This window comes from Chitinophaga sp. (assembly GCF_035538455.1).
Taxonomy (GTDB): domain Bacteria; phylum Bacteroidota; class Bacteroidia; order Chitinophagales; family Chitinophagaceae; genus Chitinophaga.
Genome location: NZ_DATLKJ010000234.1, coordinates 53,675 through 71,394 on the forward strand (window position 1 = coordinate 53,675; position 17,720 = coordinate 71,394).

The 17,720-nt window shown below is 47.5% G+C and carries 23 protein-coding genes; 11 read left to right on the forward strand and 12 right to left on the reverse strand.

The genetic code is table 11. The features are described 5' to 3' along the window. On the forward strand, positions 1-273 hold the full coding sequence (locus tag VM802_RS27600; RefSeq protein WP_325536843.1) for a hypothetical protein: 273 nt from the start codon (positions 1-3) through the stop codon (positions 271-273). On the opposite strand, the gene VM802_RS27605 is transcribed toward VM802_RS27600, so the two are convergent. Beyond that, positions 260-955: a response regulator transcription factor gene (locus VM802_RS27605; RefSeq protein WP_325536845.1), complete on the reverse strand. Its 696-nt coding sequence runs from the start codon at positions 953-955 to the stop codon at positions 260-262. The genes VM802_RS27600 and VM802_RS27605 overlap by 14 nt on opposite strands. Positions 956-964: 9 nt before the next feature. Further along, positions 965-2,395 (reverse strand): sensor histidine kinase, encoded by a 1,431-nt coding sequence (locus VM802_RS27610; protein ID WP_325536847.1) that lies wholly within the window; start codon positions 2,393-2,395, stop codon positions 965-967. Positions 2,396-2,578: 183 nt separating this feature from the next. Here VM802_RS27610 and VM802_RS27615 point away from each other — a divergent pair, with 183 nt between their 5' ends. Continuing rightward, entirely contained in the window at positions 2,579-2,710 is a 132-nt protein-coding gene (locus tag VM802_RS27615) for a hypothetical protein (protein WP_325536849.1), read from the forward strand. Positions 2,711-2,717: 7 nt separating this feature from the next. After that, positions 2,718-2,936, forward strand: a complete 219-nt coding sequence (locus VM802_RS27620) for a hypothetical protein (protein WP_325536851.1) — start codon at positions 2,718-2,720, stop codon at positions 2,934-2,936. Between the two features lie 170 nt (positions 2,937-3,106). Here the strand turns inward: VM802_RS27620 and VM802_RS27625 are convergent, their stop codons facing one another. Beyond that, positions 3,107-3,982 carry an EamA family transporter gene (locus tag VM802_RS27625; protein ID WP_325536853.1) on the reverse strand — a complete coding sequence of 292 codons (876 nt, stop codon included), beginning with the start codon at positions 3,980-3,982 and terminating at the stop codon, positions 3,107-3,109. A 266-nt stretch (positions 3,983-4,248) separates the two neighbouring features. Beyond that, on the reverse strand, positions 4,249-5,010 hold the full coding sequence (locus VM802_RS27630; protein WP_325536855.1) for a sensor histidine kinase: 762 nt from the start codon (positions 5,008-5,010) through the stop codon (positions 4,249-4,251). Positions 5,011-5,139: 129 nt separating this feature from the next. On the opposite strand from VM802_RS27630, the gene VM802_RS27635 reads away from it, so the two are divergent. Then, entirely contained in the window at positions 5,140-5,661 is a 522-nt protein-coding gene (locus VM802_RS27635) for a GNAT family N-acetyltransferase (RefSeq protein WP_325536857.1), read from the forward strand. Here the strand turns inward: VM802_RS27635 and VM802_RS27640 are convergent. The 3 genes from VM802_RS27640 to VM802_RS27650 are packed head-to-tail and all read right to left on the reverse strand — an operon-like array spanning position 5,656 to position 9,033. Then, entirely contained in the window at positions 5,656-7,080 is a 1,425-nt protein-coding gene (locus VM802_RS27640; RefSeq protein WP_325536859.1) for an APC family permease, read from the reverse strand. The two genes, VM802_RS27635 and VM802_RS27640, sit on opposite strands and share 6 nt — an antisense overlap. A gap of 10 nt (positions 7,081-7,090) precedes the next feature. Next, positions 7,091-8,173, reverse strand: a complete 1,083-nt coding sequence (locus tag VM802_RS27645; protein ID WP_325536861.1) for an aromatic ring-hydroxylating oxygenase subunit alpha — start codon at positions 8,171-8,173, stop codon at positions 7,091-7,093. A 32-nt stretch (positions 8,174-8,205) separates the two neighbouring features. Further along, positions 8,206-9,033, reverse strand: a complete 828-nt coding sequence (locus VM802_RS27650) for an alpha/beta hydrolase (protein WP_325536863.1) — start codon at positions 9,031-9,033, stop codon at positions 8,206-8,208. Between the two features lie 110 nt (positions 9,034-9,143). On the opposite strand from VM802_RS27650, the gene VM802_RS27655 reads away from it, so the two are divergent. From VM802_RS27655 to VM802_RS27670, 4 genes are all read left to right on the forward strand, one after another. Further along, complete coding sequence (locus VM802_RS27655; protein ID WP_325536865.1) at positions 9,144-9,971, forward strand: DUF6597 domain-containing transcriptional factor; 828 nt, start codon at positions 9,144-9,146, stop codon at positions 9,969-9,971. A 215-nt stretch (positions 9,972-10,186) separates the two neighbouring features. After that, the gene (locus VM802_RS27660; RefSeq protein ID WP_325536867.1) at positions 10,187-11,041 is read left to right on the forward strand and encodes an SDR family oxidoreductase; all 855 of its coding nucleotides are present in this window, start codon (positions 10,187-10,189) and stop codon (positions 11,039-11,041) included. A gap of 3 nt (positions 11,042-11,044) precedes the next feature. Next, on the forward strand, positions 11,045-11,578 hold the full coding sequence (locus VM802_RS27665) for an anthrone oxygenase family protein (protein ID WP_325536869.1): 534 nt from the start codon (positions 11,045-11,047) through the stop codon (positions 11,576-11,578). Positions 11,579-11,699: 121 nt separating this feature from the next. Then, a complete protein-coding gene (locus VM802_RS27670; protein WP_325536871.1) occupies positions 11,700-12,206 on the forward strand; it encodes a YMGG-like glycine zipper-containing protein in 507 nt (168 codons plus the stop codon). 94 nt (positions 12,207-12,300) lie between these two features. Here the strand turns inward: VM802_RS27670 and VM802_RS27675 are convergent, their stop codons facing one another. The 4 genes from VM802_RS27675 to VM802_RS27690 all read right to left on the reverse strand — a co-directional run bounded on the left by VM802_RS27675 (position 12,301) and on the right by VM802_RS27690 (position 15,408). Next, positions 12,301-12,981, reverse strand: a complete 681-nt coding sequence (locus VM802_RS27675) for a M24 family metallopeptidase (RefSeq protein WP_325536873.1) — start codon at positions 12,979-12,981, stop codon at positions 12,301-12,303. Between the two features lie 209 nt (positions 12,982-13,190). Further along, a complete protein-coding gene (locus tag VM802_RS27680) occupies positions 13,191-14,030 on the reverse strand; it encodes an MBL fold metallo-hydrolase (protein WP_325536875.1) in 840 nt (279 codons plus the stop codon). 60 nt (positions 14,031-14,090) lie between these two features. After that, complete coding sequence (locus tag VM802_RS27685; RefSeq protein ID WP_325536877.1) at positions 14,091-14,756, reverse strand: DsbA family protein; 666 nt, start codon at positions 14,754-14,756, stop codon at positions 14,091-14,093. 70 nt (positions 14,757-14,826) lie between these two features. Further along, entirely contained in the window at positions 14,827-15,408 is a 582-nt protein-coding gene (locus tag VM802_RS27690) for a Crp/Fnr family transcriptional regulator (protein WP_325536879.1), read from the reverse strand. A 191-nt stretch (positions 15,409-15,599) separates the two neighbouring features. Between VM802_RS27690 and VM802_RS27695 the strand changes: the two genes are divergently transcribed. From VM802_RS27695 to VM802_RS27705, 3 genes are all read left to right on the forward strand, one after another. Next, the gene (locus VM802_RS27695) at positions 15,600-16,031 is read left to right on the forward strand and encodes a hypothetical protein (RefSeq protein ID WP_325536881.1); all 432 of its coding nucleotides are present in this window, start codon (positions 15,600-15,602) and stop codon (positions 16,029-16,031) included. A gap of 88 nt (positions 16,032-16,119) precedes the next feature. Continuing rightward, positions 16,120-16,863: a DUF6597 domain-containing transcriptional factor gene (locus tag VM802_RS27700; RefSeq protein ID WP_325536883.1), complete on the forward strand. Its 744-nt coding sequence runs from the start codon at positions 16,120-16,122 to the stop codon at positions 16,861-16,863. A 74-nt stretch (positions 16,864-16,937) separates the two neighbouring features. After that, positions 16,938-17,480: a VOC family protein gene (locus VM802_RS27705; RefSeq protein ID WP_325536886.1), complete on the forward strand. Its 543-nt coding sequence runs from the start codon at positions 16,938-16,940 to the stop codon at positions 17,478-17,480. 9 nt (positions 17,481-17,489) lie between these two features. On the opposite strand, the gene VM802_RS27710 is transcribed toward VM802_RS27705, so the two are convergent. After that, positions 17,490-17,720 (reverse strand): hypothetical protein (locus VM802_RS27710; RefSeq protein ID WP_325536888.1); only part of this gene is annotated, 231 nt, incomplete at its 5' end.

The following is a 17,720-nucleotide window of genomic DNA, read 5'->3' on the forward strand; positions in this document are numbered from 1 at the left end:
ATGAATACTTTCCTTTATTACGAGGAGCTATACAAAACAGCCTATGCACGTATTAAAGCCATTAAAGATATATCTATGCAGCACAGGGACTGGCTCTTGCAGATGCTGAAAGAGCACTGCCCGGATTTTCCCGTGACCACTGAAGATATTGAAATAGTGATGCGTAACATCACGAACAGCCTGGGAATGGTTCTTTGTCCGCAGGCTGCGGCGGAGTATGCGGGGCTCAGCAAACTGCATGACAGCGGGCTGAACACGCCTACTTTAAACTAAACATAAAGCCGATACCGTAAATGTTCCGGATACTGATATGTTCGTTGTGCTGGAAATATTTACGGAACCGCGATACGAATACATCCAGGCTTCTTCCGACAAAATAATCACTGGAGCCCCACACCTGGTCCAGTATCTCCTTGCGGCTCAGCACCCTGTTGCTATTGTAATAGAAATGCAGCAGCAGTTCACTCTCGCGTGGTGTGAGCATGATCTCCCCCCCTGTATCACATACCAGTTTCATTGCGCTTTTATAATAGAACATGCCCCCCAGAGCGATGCAGTCGGGGTCTGCGCAGGTTCTGAAGCGCTGTTTTCTTTTGATGATATTGCGGACCCGTAGTATCAGCTCATCTATATCAAAGGGTTTGAGAATGTAATCGTCTGCGCCGATCTGCAGGCCGGCGATGCGGTCTTTTTTCTCGGTGCGGGAGGTTAGGAAGATAAAGGGCACGGTATCGTCTATACGAACGATCTCGCGGGCCAGTGTAAACCCGTCCATTTCGGGGAGGTTCACATCTATCAACAGGGCATCGTATTGCCTGGGGTTGGCGGTAAATGCAGCAAGAGCGGACTTCCCGTTCAATTGCAGCTCCACTGAGAAATCCATCAGTTCCAGGTATTGCTGCATAACATTGCCCAGGTCTTTTTCGTCTTCTGCTAACAGGACTTTCTGTTTCATAGTATCTTATTAAATGCTGTTCGGGATGGTTAAAATAAATGTGCTGCCTTTGCCTTGCTCGCTTTCCACGGTGATTTTCCACTTATGCGCTTCCACAAACTGTTTGACATAGTAGAGTCCGAGCCCCAGTCCTTTCGGGTGGCCTGCCTGGGAGGCGGGGTCGCGGTAGAATTTATCGAAAATGTGCCGGATAGTGCGCTGGTGCATACCGATTCCGTTGTCTTCAATGCGCAGTTCCAGCGTATTCTTCTGCATCATGGTATGGATGGTTACCTGTTTGTGTTCCTGCCGGTTATATTTCAGGGCGTTATCCAGCATATTCTGCAGGAAGGTTGTGAAATGAAAGGTATCTACTTCTACCAGAATATCTGCTGCATCGGGGTCTCCTGAAAACTGTATATCCGCTGTTGTTACTTTCAGCCGGTAGGCGTCCAGGACCTGTGTAGTAAGCTGGTGGAGGTTGCAACGTTGCCTGGAGATCTGTAATCTGTTGATCGTAGCCACTTCCAGTACCTGCCCTATCAGTTGCCTCAGCCGGTCGGATTGTCGCCCGATGATATCTGACAACCCCTGTACCGCCTCTTTGTTTCCCAGGGTCTTTTCATTGCGGAGGCTTTTATTGGCTACAATGATAGCCGTCAACGGGGTATTGAATTCATGTGTAATACTGTTGATGAAGTCGGACTTCATTTCTGACAATAGTTTTTGCCGCAGCCAGTTGCGCATGGTAACGATAAACAGGGCGGTGATGGCCAGCAGCGACAGCAAAGTAAGAATGATGGTGAACTTTATCTGTTGCAGTACGGTGGCCTGGCGGTCGTAAGGCTCTGCATAAAATGAGTAGCCGATAGCATAGCTGTAGTCCGTAGCGGAACTGACGGACAGCGTGATGATCCGGTTGTTTTCATTGAGGCTGCGGAGGTTACCGGTCAGGTACAGTCCCTGTTCGCATTGTATGCCGGCGGGTATCAGGGATGATTTGTTGATAGGATCATACAGGTTGATATAATGATGGTCGCTGAATTTGATCTGCAAGCGATGGATGCAAAAGGCGTAATAGAGTTTTTCGGAAATATGTCCTTCTTCCCGGATTTGGTTCAGGAGGCTGTCGGCATTGCCATAATGATGCAGTGCTTTGTATACGCGGACCATCAGCTGCGCGGCGGCGGCATCAAAGGCTTTTCGGTCGCTGGTATACAGTGTTTCCAGCTGGCGGTATTGCGGGATGATGATGCTGTCTATCACTGGCTGGGCGCCGGGAAATATCTTATCGTTGGTAACGGTACGCGCGTACACTTCTGCCAGTGTTCCTTTCTTATCGTAGTAAAAACGGTTGTACTGCCGTTCATAGGTATTGTACAACAGGATCACCTGCACCAGTGCCAATCCGAGAAAACATACGATGGCCACAATGCCGTATATTTTGACCTGATACTTCATTTTGGTTGATATTAAATGCTCCCGTGGAATACCTACAAATATATGTATTCAGCAACAGGTTGTATCTCTTGCCGGCAGATAAATTTTATCGTTTACATTCTGTTTAAAATCTGTTTAAAATTGTTTGCATTCTGTTTAGTTTCTGTTCACAACATCCGTTGACTGATTCCACTAACTTAGCCTTTGGCTGTCTTTAAAAAAATAGATCCCTATTTCATCGGAGACGGAGGCTGCGCATGGTTCAAAGACAATAGCAGCACCAGCGGCGACCTCGGCGACCCTGAAGTGAAGATACAGCGTGTATCTGACAAATGATACCGCTATGATCTGCAATTTTGAAACCACTCCGTTTCCGCTTAAACAAAGTTCCTTTGGTTATTTGATCTACTATCGTATCCCCAGCAGCTTTGTAAATATAGATCCAGCCTATGTGCCTTCTACCGATAGAGTATACAGCGTGAACCCGCGCTTCCAGTTCCAGGTCTACCAGGAGGGTACTTACCTGGTAACGGTGAAGGTGAAACATGTAAACAGACTGTGAAATTGTCTGAACTGTGATTTATGTGATTAGTGTGATTATTATGATGTGCGAAGATTATGGAGATAATAAAAGGTTATAAAACACTAAAGGCCTATATAGCGTCATCTAAATGGGTTTTCACACACATCTTCGCACATCATAATAATCATACTAATCACATAAATCACAGTTCAGACAATTACCTTTTGCAAAGCGATTGCTATGAGCATAATGACTACGCCGGTCCATTGCCATACATCAACCGGCTCGTGCAGCACAATATGTGAGCAGATCACTGCTACAGGCAATTCAGCTGTCATGATAATGCCACTGATGCCTGCCCCTATTTTAGGGATACCGCGTGCAAAAAGCAATGGCGGCAGGATTGTTCCAAACAGGGAGAGCGATAACACCCACTTGAGCAGGCCCATATCAAAGTGAGGGCTGCCAATAAGCTGGTGCGCATTGGCTACGAAGATGCCCAGCGTGGAGCCGGCCATGATCACCCTGCTTTTCTTCAGCGGATGTAACTGGTTCCCTGTTCTGCTGTTGGCGAGAATGTATACGGCGTACAGCAGGGCTGACGCCAACGCATAAACGATTCCTTTCAGTGGCAAGACGGAGGCCTGCGCATTCAGCAATCCGGCCGACAAGACCGTGCCGGTAAGTATTACGAGGGTGATAAGCGCCTGCATCCTGGCCGGCTTTTTCCCAAATACCAACCACTCCAGCAGCATACCCATCCACGTGAACTGCATCAGTAACACAATAGCCACGGATGCAGGAATGTATTGTACGGAGAGATAATACACGAAGGTGGTAAGGCCCAGGGCTGCCCCGGTAAATAAAAGCTGCCGGACTGTTCGTTCCTTCAGCTGTTCCGTGGGCGCCGATGTATTACGGGTAAACAATTGCGATAGCAGCCAGAGTACTACCATGCCAGTAAATGCCTGTGAAACGGAGATCTCAGCCGCTGTATATCCTTCTGTGTAAGCTAATTTGACGAATGTAGAAAGTATGCCGAAGCTACATGCCCCGACGAAAACCATTAATATATACCTGGTCATTTTTTCGGTTGTCTTGTGATGATTGAATACAACAATTTGCCTACGCCTGTGTGCAGGACAGGTGCAAAACAACCAGGACCGCGGAAAGCCGCAGGCATGGGTATAAACAACTGACAGAGGTTTCTCTGTTCAGCGGAAATCAGCCGGGATGGCGGTTATGGAACTGGTTATTTTGCTTACAAAACAACCGGAGGAGGTGTGTTGGAATATATAAACTGCATATGGGTATTTTCTGTTGTACAAGGTAAAGATATTTTCTGTTTTTTTCAGGGCAATTTACATTCTATATTGATTACGGTGCCTGCTCCCGGCGCTGACTGAATATCCAGTATGCCGTTCAGATGTTGCACCCTGGCGCGGATGCTTTCGAGCCCTTTATTTGCCGGGATGTTTGACGGGTGAAAACCTTTTCCGTTATCTTCCACGGTAATGTAGATGATTTGGTCATGTTGCGAGCATTGCGCGATGATAGTGTCGGCCCCGGCATGTTTAACGGCATTGGCCAGTGCCTCCTGTACAATACGGTAGAGCATCAGTTGCACGGGATAAGCAATGTCGCGGCTGATGTCAAAAGACTGAAAGGTGATTCCCGCGCCTGTTTGTTGCAACATGTAGCAATAGTCGCGCAGCGCTTCCGCGAGACCGGAGCGCATCAGGGTTGTTTCCGGCGTCAGGTTGCGCGCGATCTGGCGCAGCTCTGTCATGGCTGCGTCCAGCTGTCCGGTGATCTCACCGGTATTATTTTTCCCTGTTGATGCATCTGTAAGCTGAAGCTCTATTGCTGACAGCCGGCCCCCCAGGCTATCATGCAGTTCTCTGGCCAGGCGGCTCCGCTCCTTCTCCTGACCATCCAGCATGATGGCATAGTTCTTAATCTGCTCTTCCTGTTTTGCTCTTTCGTTCTCCTGCTGCAACAGTTTCTGCTGCTGCCGCGCTATGCGCCGGGTGTTTCTGATCAGGAGGTATAACAAATAAGACAATACGACAGATTCAAAAAGAATACATAGGATCAGTACCAACTTCTTCATAACGGCATGATACGAATTTCGGCTGTATGCTTTGTTCCTGCTGTAAAAAATACAAAGAAAAGGGGATGCATATCTCCTTGTTTCCGGGGAGAATAATAATTAAATTTGTTCTTTCTGATACACAACTTTATGGAAGCCATTACTATCACAAAAGCGGACATCAGCCATCTACCTGTACTGCGGCCACTGTGCATACAAACGTTTACCGACACCTATGCATCAAAGAATACCGCCGCCAACATGCAGGCCTATGTAGCAGATCATTTCAGCGAAGAACGACTCAGCAAGGAGCTGCAACATCCGGACATGGGTTATTACCTGGCCTGGGAAGGGCCTAACCTGATCGGGTATACGAAATTGAATACCGGCGCTGCCCAAACGGAGTTACAGGCGGGAAATGGCCTGGAGATAGAAAGGATCTATGTATTGCAATCTTTCCAGGGGCGGCAGACAGGGCGCCTGCTCTGTGAAAAGGCCGAAGAAGTGGCGCGTGTGCAGGGGAGGCCGTATATCTGGCTGGGTGCATGGGATCAGAATATCAAGGCCATTGGTTTTTATGAGCGCGTAGGATTTGTGGCTTTTGACAGACATGTTTTTGTGCTGGGAGATGATCACCAGACGGATATTATGATGAAGAAGATGTTATCATGAAGTATGCCTGTGCCTGAAATACAGGTATAGCGGGGCTCCTGCGGCTGTGATAACCAGCCCTGTCAGTGAGTTTATCAGTTGTGTTTTTCCTTTCGAGTAACTGTCTATATCATTCCAGACGGTGCTGCAAACATAAAAAGCCGCGAAGGCGATGAACAAGACAGGCACTACAGGATACCCCCAGGTTTTATAGGGACGGGGATGATCAGGTATTTTACGGCGCAGGATGAAAAGCCCTACTCCGCCGAACATGTATACAACCCATGCTACAAACGTAAACATATCCGCCAGCATATCGAACGAGCCACTGATAATGAGGACTGTGATCCAGATACCGTGCAGCCATAACGCATTACCTGGTGTACGGTAGCGCGGATGCTCCCGGCCTGTCCAGGGAAAGAATAAACCATCTTTTCCCATCGCATAGGTAACGCGCGCAATGGCCATTGTATTGCCATTCACGGCACCAAATGTACATATCACGATCAGGCCTGCTACCACTGCGCCTCCGGCCACCCCCAGCGATACTGTGATGGCATCGGCAGCCACCAATGGCGATTTTGCCATTTGCTGTACGGGCAGCACATACAGGTATGCCTGTGTGATCAGCAGATAAACGGCGATGCAGATGAAAAGCCCCAGGATAAGGCTGCGGGGAATATCACGCTGCGGAGACTTGAGCTCACCGCCCAGGAAGGTGATGTTAATCCAGCCGTCGTACGCCATAAAAGCGCCGGTGAGCGCGCTGACAACCCCTCCTGCCAGTTGCAGGCTGCCGGCGGGAATAACCGGTACAAAAAAATGTTGTACGCTACCTTTGCCTGAGCAGAAGATGCCCGCTACCAGTACAATAATCACGACCACTTTTATTACAGTGGACACTACCTGCAATGCACTGCTGGCTTTTACACTGAGGTAGTTGAGCAGTGTGAGGCCCAGCACCATCGCTATTGCCAGCGCTTTTACGCCGGCGTCCTGCAAAGGATACAGGTTACCCAGAAAAGGGATATGCCATACATGCGCCTGCACGGTGGTGGCGGGCAACTCAGGAAGATGCAGGAGGTAATTCGCATATTGAGCGCATACAAAAGCAATAGCTGCCACGGATGCGGAATTGATTACAGCAAATCCTGCCCAGCCATACAGGAACGCAAAGAAATCGCCGAACATATGCCGGAAGTAAACGTAGATGCCACCTGTTTGCGGAAACATAGCGCCCGCCTCTGCAAATATCAGCGCGCCAAAAAGAGAGAAGATGCCTGCCACTATCCATACTAATGCCAGCAATACCGGCGAACCTACCTGCGCCGCCATCGTAGCAGGTTTCATGAATATGCCAGAGCCAATGATACATCCGGCTACAATTGCCGTAGCGGCGCGGAAGCTGATTACGTGGCGCAGTTGACGGGAAGCAGGCATGCTTTATAAATTACTGCATGAATGATGAGATGATGCGATGAAAATGATGTGTGCCCTGCTCTCTTGTTACTGAATAACGGCCATGCTCATAGAACCTGGAACGAACACCCTTCTGTACGGCTTCCACGACCTCTTCATCTTCCAGTTCCACCGTATCTAAATCTGCGCCTGCACCGGAGCCCAGCTTCTCTTCTTTCCATACATATGTCAGGAAAGATACCTTGCAACGGTCTGTTGCCAGTGGCGTAACAATATTGATGCTCAGTCCCCAGGGATAGAAATTGAACATCGTGTTGGGGAAAACAAAGAAATAATAGGCTGCCACATTCCTGCCATAGTCAGGTGATGAAGGCGGCAGGTCAAAACAATCTTCATCGTCCTTTGCAATGCCCAGCTGCAGATTGGAATACCGGAATAACTCCGTGGTATAATTTCCGAAATCAATGACGGCATTCAATCCCGCATGGACAAACGGAATGTGAAAGCCTTCCAGGTAATTCTCGCAATATAGTGCCCAGTGAGCATTTACAAAGTAGTCGCGGCTCCGTTCCGGGCGGTATACAAATTCATTCAGCGGCAGCCACCCTACCCTGTCGAGCATATCGCCGAGGTAAGGCAGATGGGAGGAGCCGGTATGCAGAGTAGTGAAGAGCAATGGCCCCCAGCGGAACAGGGGCAGTGAAGTCAGGTTATCTGCCGGCGAGGGAAAGTCTTTTACTTCCTTAAATTCCGGCATAGACTGGAAAGTGCCATCCAGTTTGAATATCCGGCCATGATAACGGCAGCGCAGCTGCGACAGCCGGCACGGTTCTTTTATCAGTACCGTGCCGCGATGTGTGCATACATTGCTGAGACAGCGTATCGTACCCGACGTATCTTGTGTTAGCATTAGCGGTTCATCCAGGTAGGGCTCCAGCAGCGTAAACGGTGCACACTGTCCGGATTCGTTTACCTGGCCTGCATCTCCGACGAACTGCCAGGAGGGGGAAAATATCTTTTCCTTTGCCTGTTCAAACACGGCAGGATCTGTATAGAAGCTAGTGTCGAGGGTGCAGGCGGTGGATATATCAGGATCAACGTGAAATCTGGGCATAGCCGTCGGGTTTGTACAGGAAGATAATCAAATTAGCGGAACAATGCTTCAAATCCCTTGTACGCGCTATTATGCAGGATAGTCAGGTGGTTTTCTTCCGGCATAGGTGCATATTGTACTTTCACATGCCTGCCGGCAGTGCCGAGATCTTTTGCCAGCTGTTCAGCATCACCGATCATGACTTTACCTTCACTTCCTACCGCTATGTATACCCGTACATCGTTATGGAGGTTTTCTTTCAGCAGCGCGGGCGCCCTCTTTAGCATGGATTCATCGCTCCACCACAGGCTTGGGCTGACGATCAGATAATTATTGAACAAAGCGGGCTTCTTCAGTAATATTTCGCTGGCCAGTAATCCGCCGAGGGACTGCCCAACGATTGTTGTCTTTCCGGTTACGCGGTAGTGCTGCTGAATATATGGTTGCAGTTCTTTTTCAATAAATGCCATGAACTTTGCAGAGCCGCCGGCGGTAGGCGATTGTTGCATATCTTTCTGTACCTGCGGGCTGTTTACGTCCACGATATGTGTGAAGTCTCTGCGCCTGTCGACATTTGCAATACCCACTACGATGGCAGGCGGCATCTTCTTAATCATGGTTAGGAACTGAACCAGTCCTGTCATATGAATAAAATCTTCGTTGGCGCTGCCATCCAGGAGATAAATAACCGGGTATGCAGCAGTGTCTGCCTTATAGCCATCAGGAAGGTAAATGTTGAGCGTCCGGGTTTCTGCAAGCTGTGCGGAAGGGATTTTTTCCGTGATGCCGAGGACGAAAGGTTCTCCAGGAGCTGGCTGTTGTTGGGCTTTTGCGGAGAGCGTCAGGATAAATAATAATAGCAGTGCGGGTATTCTTTTCATCTTGTAATATTGATTCAGGTTAAACTTTGATGCAGGAAGGTACATTTTACCGCTTTAAAAAATACTGATGGATATATAAAATTTTATAAATTCGTGTTAACTTCTCATCTATGGATTATCAGCAGATACTACCGCCAGATTATTTACGGGACTATGTCCGGTATTTCTGGACGCTGGAGAGTAACGGCGCAGATGCTGTGCCCAAGAGCTTCAAGACCATCGCAGATGGTTGCCCTGGGCTTATCTTTCAGCGGTCGGACAAGGGGCTGTTTTATCAGAATGACAAGCTGTTGTCCGGGTTGTTTCTTTACGGGCAATCCACCCGTCATGCTAACATGACCTCTCCTGCTGCATTCCGGACTATCGGTGTTTATTTTTACCCACAGGGATTGCAATCCATATTTGGCATGAATGCAGACGAGCTTACAGATACCTGTGTGGATCTGGAGCCTACCGCCATGTTGCAATCTGCGCGTTTATCGGAACAACTGATGGACACGGAATCACTGTCAGAGCAGATCTCTATTTTATCGTCTTATCTATATCAGCAGATCCAACGTAATAGATCAAAAGGTGACCGGACGGCGCTTTATGCGGTGAGCCAGATTATCAGCAGCAATGGCGCTGTTTCTCTAAGGGACTTGCAGCGTGAGTTGTCTTTAACCGAAAGGAGCTTTGAGCGTAAGTTTAAACAGAGTATCGGGATGTCGCCCAAGTTATTCTCCCGTATCTGCCGGTTCCAGGCTTCACTGAACCAGATGCGGGCCAACCAGTTCAGTAAACTGTCTGACATTGCTTTTGAAAACGAATACGCTGACCAGTCACACTTCATCCGCGCTTTCAAGGAGTTTGCCGGTTTTACACCTAACCAGTATCAGAAAAAGTCCAATGAAATTGTTGAAAACTTCCCGGAGATTACGAATGGTATCTTCCGCTGAGGAGATTTATTTATTTTTTTATTTAGGTATGTAGTTATTTAAAATGCAGCGAAGGCTTGCATTTTTCAACTAATACTTTAATAAAGTACTGTCTCCACTGCATTTTAAATAACTACATACCTAAATAAAAAATTAAACAAATATTTCGTCTTGTCGGTTTTGTTCTATTTCTCCGGGTGTTGTAGTCATAATTTTGATAAAAAAAACAGAAGATTATGATCGCAATTACAGGAGCAAATGGAAATCTGGGCAAAGCCACCCTTTCTTTCCTGCTGAAAAAAACCAATCCGGCTGACATCATCGCTATCGTGAGAAATCCTGAAAAAATGCAGGATCTGGTACATACTGGTATAAAGATCCGTATAGCAGATTACAATGATCATGTTTTACTGAACGAAGCGCTCCAGGGAGTTGACACGGTATTGCAGATCTCTTCCAGCAGCGCCGGCGAGCAGGCTACACAGGAGGAGCATAACGTAGTGAAGGCAGCGAAGCAACAGGGTGTAAAACATATCGTGTATACGAGCACGTTAGATCCGCATGATGGTTCCTACTTTATGGCTGCACATACCTGCCTGCATACAGAGAATGCCATCAAAGAATCGGGTGCAGCCTATACGATTTTCCGCAACAGTATGTACATGGAAACTGTTCCTTTGTTTATTGGCAGCGCTATGGAAGACGGCAACGTACAGTACCCCGGCAGCGATGGTAAAGTGAGCTTCGCTTCCAGGATTGATATTGCCGAAGCGCTGAGCAATGTGCTGGTGAGCGATGCGCACAACAACCGCACCTATAACATCACGGGTAGTAAAGCTTATTCATTCGGTGATATAGCTGGTCTGCTGAAAACGGCGATGCGCATGCCTTCCTCCAGTTATGCAAACATTCCGCTGGATGCGTACCGTGAGGCATTGGCATCCTACGAAATGCCGGAAGGAGAAATTGAATTCTATCTGAGCATGGCCAACAGCATCCGGTCCAACGAATTTGCCCGTACTGATGATGCACTTGAACAAATATTACAACGCAAACGTCTTTCACTCGAAGAATATCTAGGTAACATTTAATTTATGAAAACATCCAACTCAACATCCGTTATGTTTAACATTGTACTGGTATGCACCGCACTTCTTACTGCCCTGATCGGCGGCCTGTTTTATGCATGGTCCTGTTCTGTAACTGTAGGACTCGCCAAAGTACCCGATAACGTGTACATGGCCGCTATGCAATCTATGAACCGTGAGATCCTGAATCCGGTATTCTTTCTAAGCTTCATGGGAACCTGGATTATGCTGCCGATTTGCACCTGGATGAGCTACAAGCAGCCTGAGATTGGCCGCTTCTGGTTCCTGCTGGCTGCGACCATCATTTACTGGGTGGGTATTTTTGGGGTTACTTCTTTCGGGAATGTACCGCTGAACGATGCTCTTGACAAATTCGACCTTGCTAATGCCACAGAGCAGGCTATTTCGGCGCACCGCCTTAAGTTTGAAGGTCCCTGGAACAGGCTGAATACGGTAAGGACTATTGCTTCTGTGCTGACCATTCTGTGTGTGATTCTTGCCTGTGTGTACCCACTGTTTAAGTCGTCCAAGGAGCTGTAACGGATGTTGGGTGATCATTATATATATACCTAACGTGCTATTTTTCAGCTGATAGCTACCTGTTTCCCTGAAATGGCACAATTTTCGTACAGTGCGGGTTGAAGATCAAAAAATTTTAACCATGAAACAGGTAGTCTTAGCATTAGCCACCACTGTGGTATTTTTCTCCTGCCGGAGTAATCCCGACCAGGCAGCCATTCAAGCCGCCAAGCAGGCCACAATAGACTCCATGAACAACATCAATCTTGTGAAGCAACAGGTGGTAGATTCAATGAATGCCTTAAATCATAAAAAGGGAAGACATGGATCATCTGCAGGCGAATATGTTACTCCGCATTACAGCGATGCAAATTATTCGGATAATTCTGGCGCAGCTCCGGCCACAGCCGCAGCCCCCGCTCCTGCACCAGCACCTGCTCCACGCAAAAAGGGCTTCAAAAACTGGAGTCATACCGCTAAAGGCGCTGTAGTAGGCGCAGGAGCCGGAGCGATTACCGGTGCTCTTGTTAATAAGAATCATGCAGCCGGCGCTGTAATTGGTACCCTGATTGGTGCGGGTGTAGGCGCAGGAACAGGCGCGATCGTTGACCACGAGAAGAAGAAGAGACAAGCAAGAGCCGGACAATAAGCAGTATCCGGAATTCATATCAGATTCATCAATGAAAATATCCCCTGGTTTCATTAACAGAAGCCAGGGGATATTTTCATTACGGCCAGTAATTTTAGCGGGTGAGTAATTGCTCGAAGAAGCCGCCGATCTTTTTCTCTGCGTCAATAAAATGCAGTTCCAGTATCCATTCTCTGGGCTGACCATTTTTATCCGGTGCAAACATATCGTTGGGATTCTCCGGATGAACGTAGAGGTCTTGTGTACCGGGCGCTAACTTTTCATGCGGGAACTGTCCGATGATATGCCCTGCGATCTCGCCGCCGAAAGTCCAGCCGTACTTCTTTGCGAGATCAACTGTGTACTGGTAGAGCGCGGCGCCGCTGAGGGATGTCTGTTGATCGAACCAGGCTTTAGCCTCGTACCAGGCTGTTTCCAGGTCATTTTTCAGCTTGTGTTTCAGCGGGTCGTTGCCAACTACGTAGGTTCTTCCGAAGTCGGCTTCCCATTCTTCAAAGATCGGCCCGAAGTCAATGAACAGGATATCATCTTCCTGAATCAGCAGATCCGGTGGATTTTCCTTGTAGGGGAATAAAGTATTGGGACCTGACCTTACGATCCTTTTATGCCAGTACTTTTCAATACCGTACAATTCTTTCGCCAGGTTGAAGATGTCTGTATTCAGTTCTTTCTCTGTTTTGCCTGCCGATAGTAGCCCTTTTTCTTCTATTGACCGGAATAACTGAAGGGCTTTTTCTTCTGCTTCAATTAAACTGGTTTTGATTGTTGTTTCCATAATAGACAAAAGTAGGGATTCCTGCGAGGAATTTCTCGCAAAGAATGCAGAGGGAGCAAAGACGCAGAGAGTTTTTTATGTCTGGTAAGATTAAGTATAAGATCACATTATTTTTTGATACTCAACACTGGTCTTAATCAAACTTATAAGATTCTTTGCGTATTCTTTGCTCCCTTTGCATTCTTTGCGAGGAATCCCTAGCGAGAAACCTACCATTTCATTTCCCCGGTGTTTACCTTAGCACCCAGCTGCAAAGCGATTTCGAAGGTGGCGTCAGGGTAACGTTTTTTCATGGCGTCTATCAATGCAGCAGATGTTTTTGCCTTAGACAGCTCTTCCTCATATGCTTTCAGGTATTCCCTGTTGTATTTAACAGATTCGAGGCTGAGCGCAGCGTTATCTTTGAAGTGGGCAGGGATCACTACCGCCGGGTGCAGCGATTCAATCTTGCCTAATGCAGCCAGCCACAATGCACGTTTTTCGTGGGAAGCGTCATCGGCAGTCCACAGATGGAAGCCGGTACCGAATACATTGACACCACCTGCAACTGTTTTGATAGCGGGTATCCACACGAAGGTGCGTTGCGGTGCACCGTCCACGCTGATGATCTCCAGTTTGTTACCTTCCAGTTCAAGGCTGTTGCCTTTCAGCACCTGTGGCAGCACCACGTTCTTTGTACCATTCTCACCCAGTTGCGGCCCCCATACATCCAGCTTCTTCTGGGCGGTAGCTTTGATATGCTCTACCGTCTTTTCAGTAGCGTATACCGTTACACCGGGGAAATAGCTTTTAAATACTTCCAGTCCGAAGTAAAAGTCGGGATCGCCGTAGCTCACGAAGATGGCGGTGAGTTTTTTACCGCTGGCTTTAATCTCGCCGGCTACCTTTTTCGCATCCGGCAGTGTGAACTGCGCATCGATGAGAACAGCGTCCGTTTTACCGCTTACGATCACAGAAGCCACGCCGAAGCTGGTTTCTGCAGCATGATATACTTTCAGTTGCAACGGCGCCATGTCAATGGTTTTGAATGTTTGTGCCTGTGTGTTCATAGTGAATAAGATTGAGATGAAAGGAACGAGTATTGAAAGAAATATTTTGTGTTTCATATGTTATGCTATAAAGTGATGAATGTCTGTAAGATGGGAAGCGATATTGCTGATGATTTCCTCTGCGGATGAATAGCCTTGTTCTATGAGTATTGTTCTGTTACCGGTTTCGAGCAGTAGCGTGGGGTACGACATAGCGTAGCTGGCAGCCCTGGCAAAAGCGGCCTGGGTAGCCGCTTTCATGGCAGGGGAATCGAAATGTTGCCGGAAAGCGTCATTGTCCAGGTTTAGCTGTTGTAATATAGCTTCGTAGGTACTGTAGTGGTTAAGATCTTTGCCATAGTAATAGCGGGCCTTTTGGACAGCAGCCATAAATTCCGGGCTTATACCAGGCCATAAGTGTTGTGCAGTGACGATAGCGCGGGAAGGGATTTCGCTGTTGAGCAGTACATCTTCACGCTGAATAAATTCAAAATAAGCCTCCCCGAATGCAGTACCGGTCATCGCTGCGATCTGCTGATCGTGATTACGGAAGTAAGCGGCCATCTGGAGGCTTTGCATTCTTGCGTTGTGTCCGGCCCACATTCCGCCAGGTATGATCTCAAAGGGAATGTGTTCCCGGAATGTTTCGTATGTATGGATTATATTGGCCGCATTGCCATAACACCAGCCACAGAGCGGGTCCATTATATATACGAGTTTGTATTGCGTGTCTGTATTTGTTTTCATAATACCGTTGATTACGAAAACAAAATTAGAACACCCTGCCCCGGGAAAAGTTGAATTAGTTCAAAAAACGTTATTTAGGTCTGGAGAGCTTTTTCCTGATCTTGCTAAGGAATTCGTGGGAGATGCCGAGATAGGATGCCACCTGTTGTTGTGTGAGCCGTTGCTCCAGTTGTGGATATTTATGTACAAATTCAAGGTAACGCTCGTCAGCGGTTTTGCCGAGGGAAGAGATCATGCGACGTTGTAATGCCACATGTGTTTTCTGGGTCATGATACGGAAGAGCTTTTCCACGACCGGCAACTGTTCATATAATGCCTGTTTGTAGGGTTGTGTGATGAGCAGCACTTCACTGTCTTCGAGGGCTTCAATATTGAGGATGGAGGGCACATTATTCGTAAAGCTGTCAATGTCGGTAATCCACCAGTCTTCTATCGCAAAATATAATATCCGCTCAAAGCCATTCTCATCTGAATAAAAAACTTTCAGGCAGCCTTTATTTACGAAGCCTTCGAACTTGCATACCTGGCCTTCGCGCAGCAGGAGCTGTTTTTTCTTCACCTCCTGCAGGTAAAAGGGAGCAGCAAACTGTTCAAACTCTTCATCAGAGATATTCAGGTGTTTATCAATGTTATGGCGCAGCAGTTCGTACATTTTACAAATATAAGACTAACAGCTGTTAGCGGTGAGGTTTAATGTCGTTGAAAATTTAACAACAGTTAGGGAAGATGAGTTGTTAATCGTTAAAGTTTTTTGAAAAAGAATATATAAATTCATACCGGCACGTCCCTGCCTTTCCTTTGGCAGGATAATTGACTTCTCAGGGATATTAAACAAATACAATTATGAAAAACTTAGTCATTGCTTTTGCACTTATGGTGGCTGCGGCCCCAGCTTTTGCCCAGACAGCCACTCCAGCTCAACAAGCCGCTCCTGCAAAGCAACAGGCGCCGGCTAAAATAGCCAAACAATTGCCTCCTGCCGAACAAAGAGCCGCGCAGTATGCAGATGAACTGAAACAGAAGTTATCACTCACAGACGACCAGTACAAGAAAGTGCTGGCAGTAAATACAGAATGCATCCGTCGCAAAGATGCACTGAAGGCAGGTGGGGACCAGGATAAAGCTAAGTTCAAAGAGATTTCCGAATACCGCAAGCAACAGTTCCAGACCATCCTGACTCCTGATCAGCAGGCTAAACTGAAGGATATGCACGGAGACCATCACGGTAAAAAGAAAGATGGTAAAACAGAACCAGCCGCAGCAGAGCAGAAATAAAGCATACGACATATTGCAGCACACTGCATCAGAAAAGCGAAACAGTCTTGTTTCGCTTTTCTTCTTTTATACGTAGTTTTGAAAACGTATGTCCACCTATAAAACATATATGCCCTGTATGCTGTTGCGCCCGTATGTTGATGCATACTGGACAGTGCGCTCAGGTCTGCTGCCGGGGCCTTCCCAGCGGATACTACCGGATGGTTGCGTGGACATTATCTGTAATCTTGGTAATGATGTATTTACCAGCAGCGGTGATACCCGAATGGCACACGGCATGGTATACCTGGTGGGTACTATGACACATTATGCTGAGTCTTTCCCCGAACCAGAGAGTTATCTTGCAGGCATCCGTTTTAAGCCAGGCGCGTTCCCGCTATTCTTCCGCTTCCCGCTGCATGAAGCAACAGACAACTGTCTTGAGTTTGAACGTTCTTTACTGGAAGCGGTCGGGCTTATACGTGGGCCTGAATTGGCAGAGGTTCTTGACCGTTATCTGCTGAAAAAACTGCAACCTGCTACCGTGCCAATTTTACCGGTGATTGAAGATATAGTCCGGCAACAGGGGAACGTAAAGATTGATAAGCTTGCAACTACGCATTATATCACGCGCCGCCAGCTGGAAAGGTATTTCAAACTGCATACAGGCGTGAGTCCAAAGGAGTTTGCCAACATCGTTCGCTTCTGTGCCGTAATGCCGGATCTGCGGAAACGCGCCGCCCATGAGAGCCTGGCCGATATTGCCTATCAGTTCGGCTATTATGACCATGCCCACCTGGCCAACGAAATCAAGAGATATACGGGTATTGTTCCGTCAGATCTCAGGCGATAGGATCATTTTGTCGCTTTTTTCCAAAACTCCGGCCCCTCTCCCATATTACATTTGCAGCTGTAATATGTTATTATATGAAAAGATGGAAACAAGCATTGCTTATAACTGCCATGTTATGCCTGACAACGGGCGTTATTTACTCTTATCATTCCACTGCACGTAAAAAAGTAAACAAGATGAAACAAAAGGTCAGTATTGTTACGATCGGCGCTAATAATCTCAAGGGGCTGCGTAACTTTTATGCAAACACATTTGGATGGAAGCCGGTAGCGGAAAACAAGGACATTATCTTTTTCAAATGCAATGGCATGCTCTTCGGCATCTTTGGCAGGCATGAGCTGGCGAGGGTGTCGGGGGTTGACAGCACGGGCAGTGGCTTCCGTTCTTTTACGCTGGCGTATCTCACGCAAACACGAGCAGAAGTGGACGAGCTGTTTGCTATGCTGAAAGAAAAAGGTGTGGACATCACGCAGCCTCCTGTACAATGGCCGTTTGGCGCCTACGCCGGGAACTTCAGGGATATTGAAGGGAACGTCTGGGAGATCGGTTATAACCCTTTGATCCCGCTGGATGAAGAAGGGAATGTAATCACCCATGAAAACATTGATCATCTTTAAATGCGGGAGCTAGCTCACCGGAGCTGGCTCTAACCCTTTCAGGTAGTGCTTCAGCTCTTTCAGGTATACGTTGTAGCAGTCTTTCCCGTAGATCTTCCCAAGGTTACGGACCCCGCTGTAACCCGACATGACGAACCAGGCAGCCTGTAACACATTCACTTCTTTCCTGATCTTACCGGAGGTCTTGCCATTCTTCAGGCTCTTTTCTATTGCTTCCTGCCATTTCATAGCCAGGCGGGA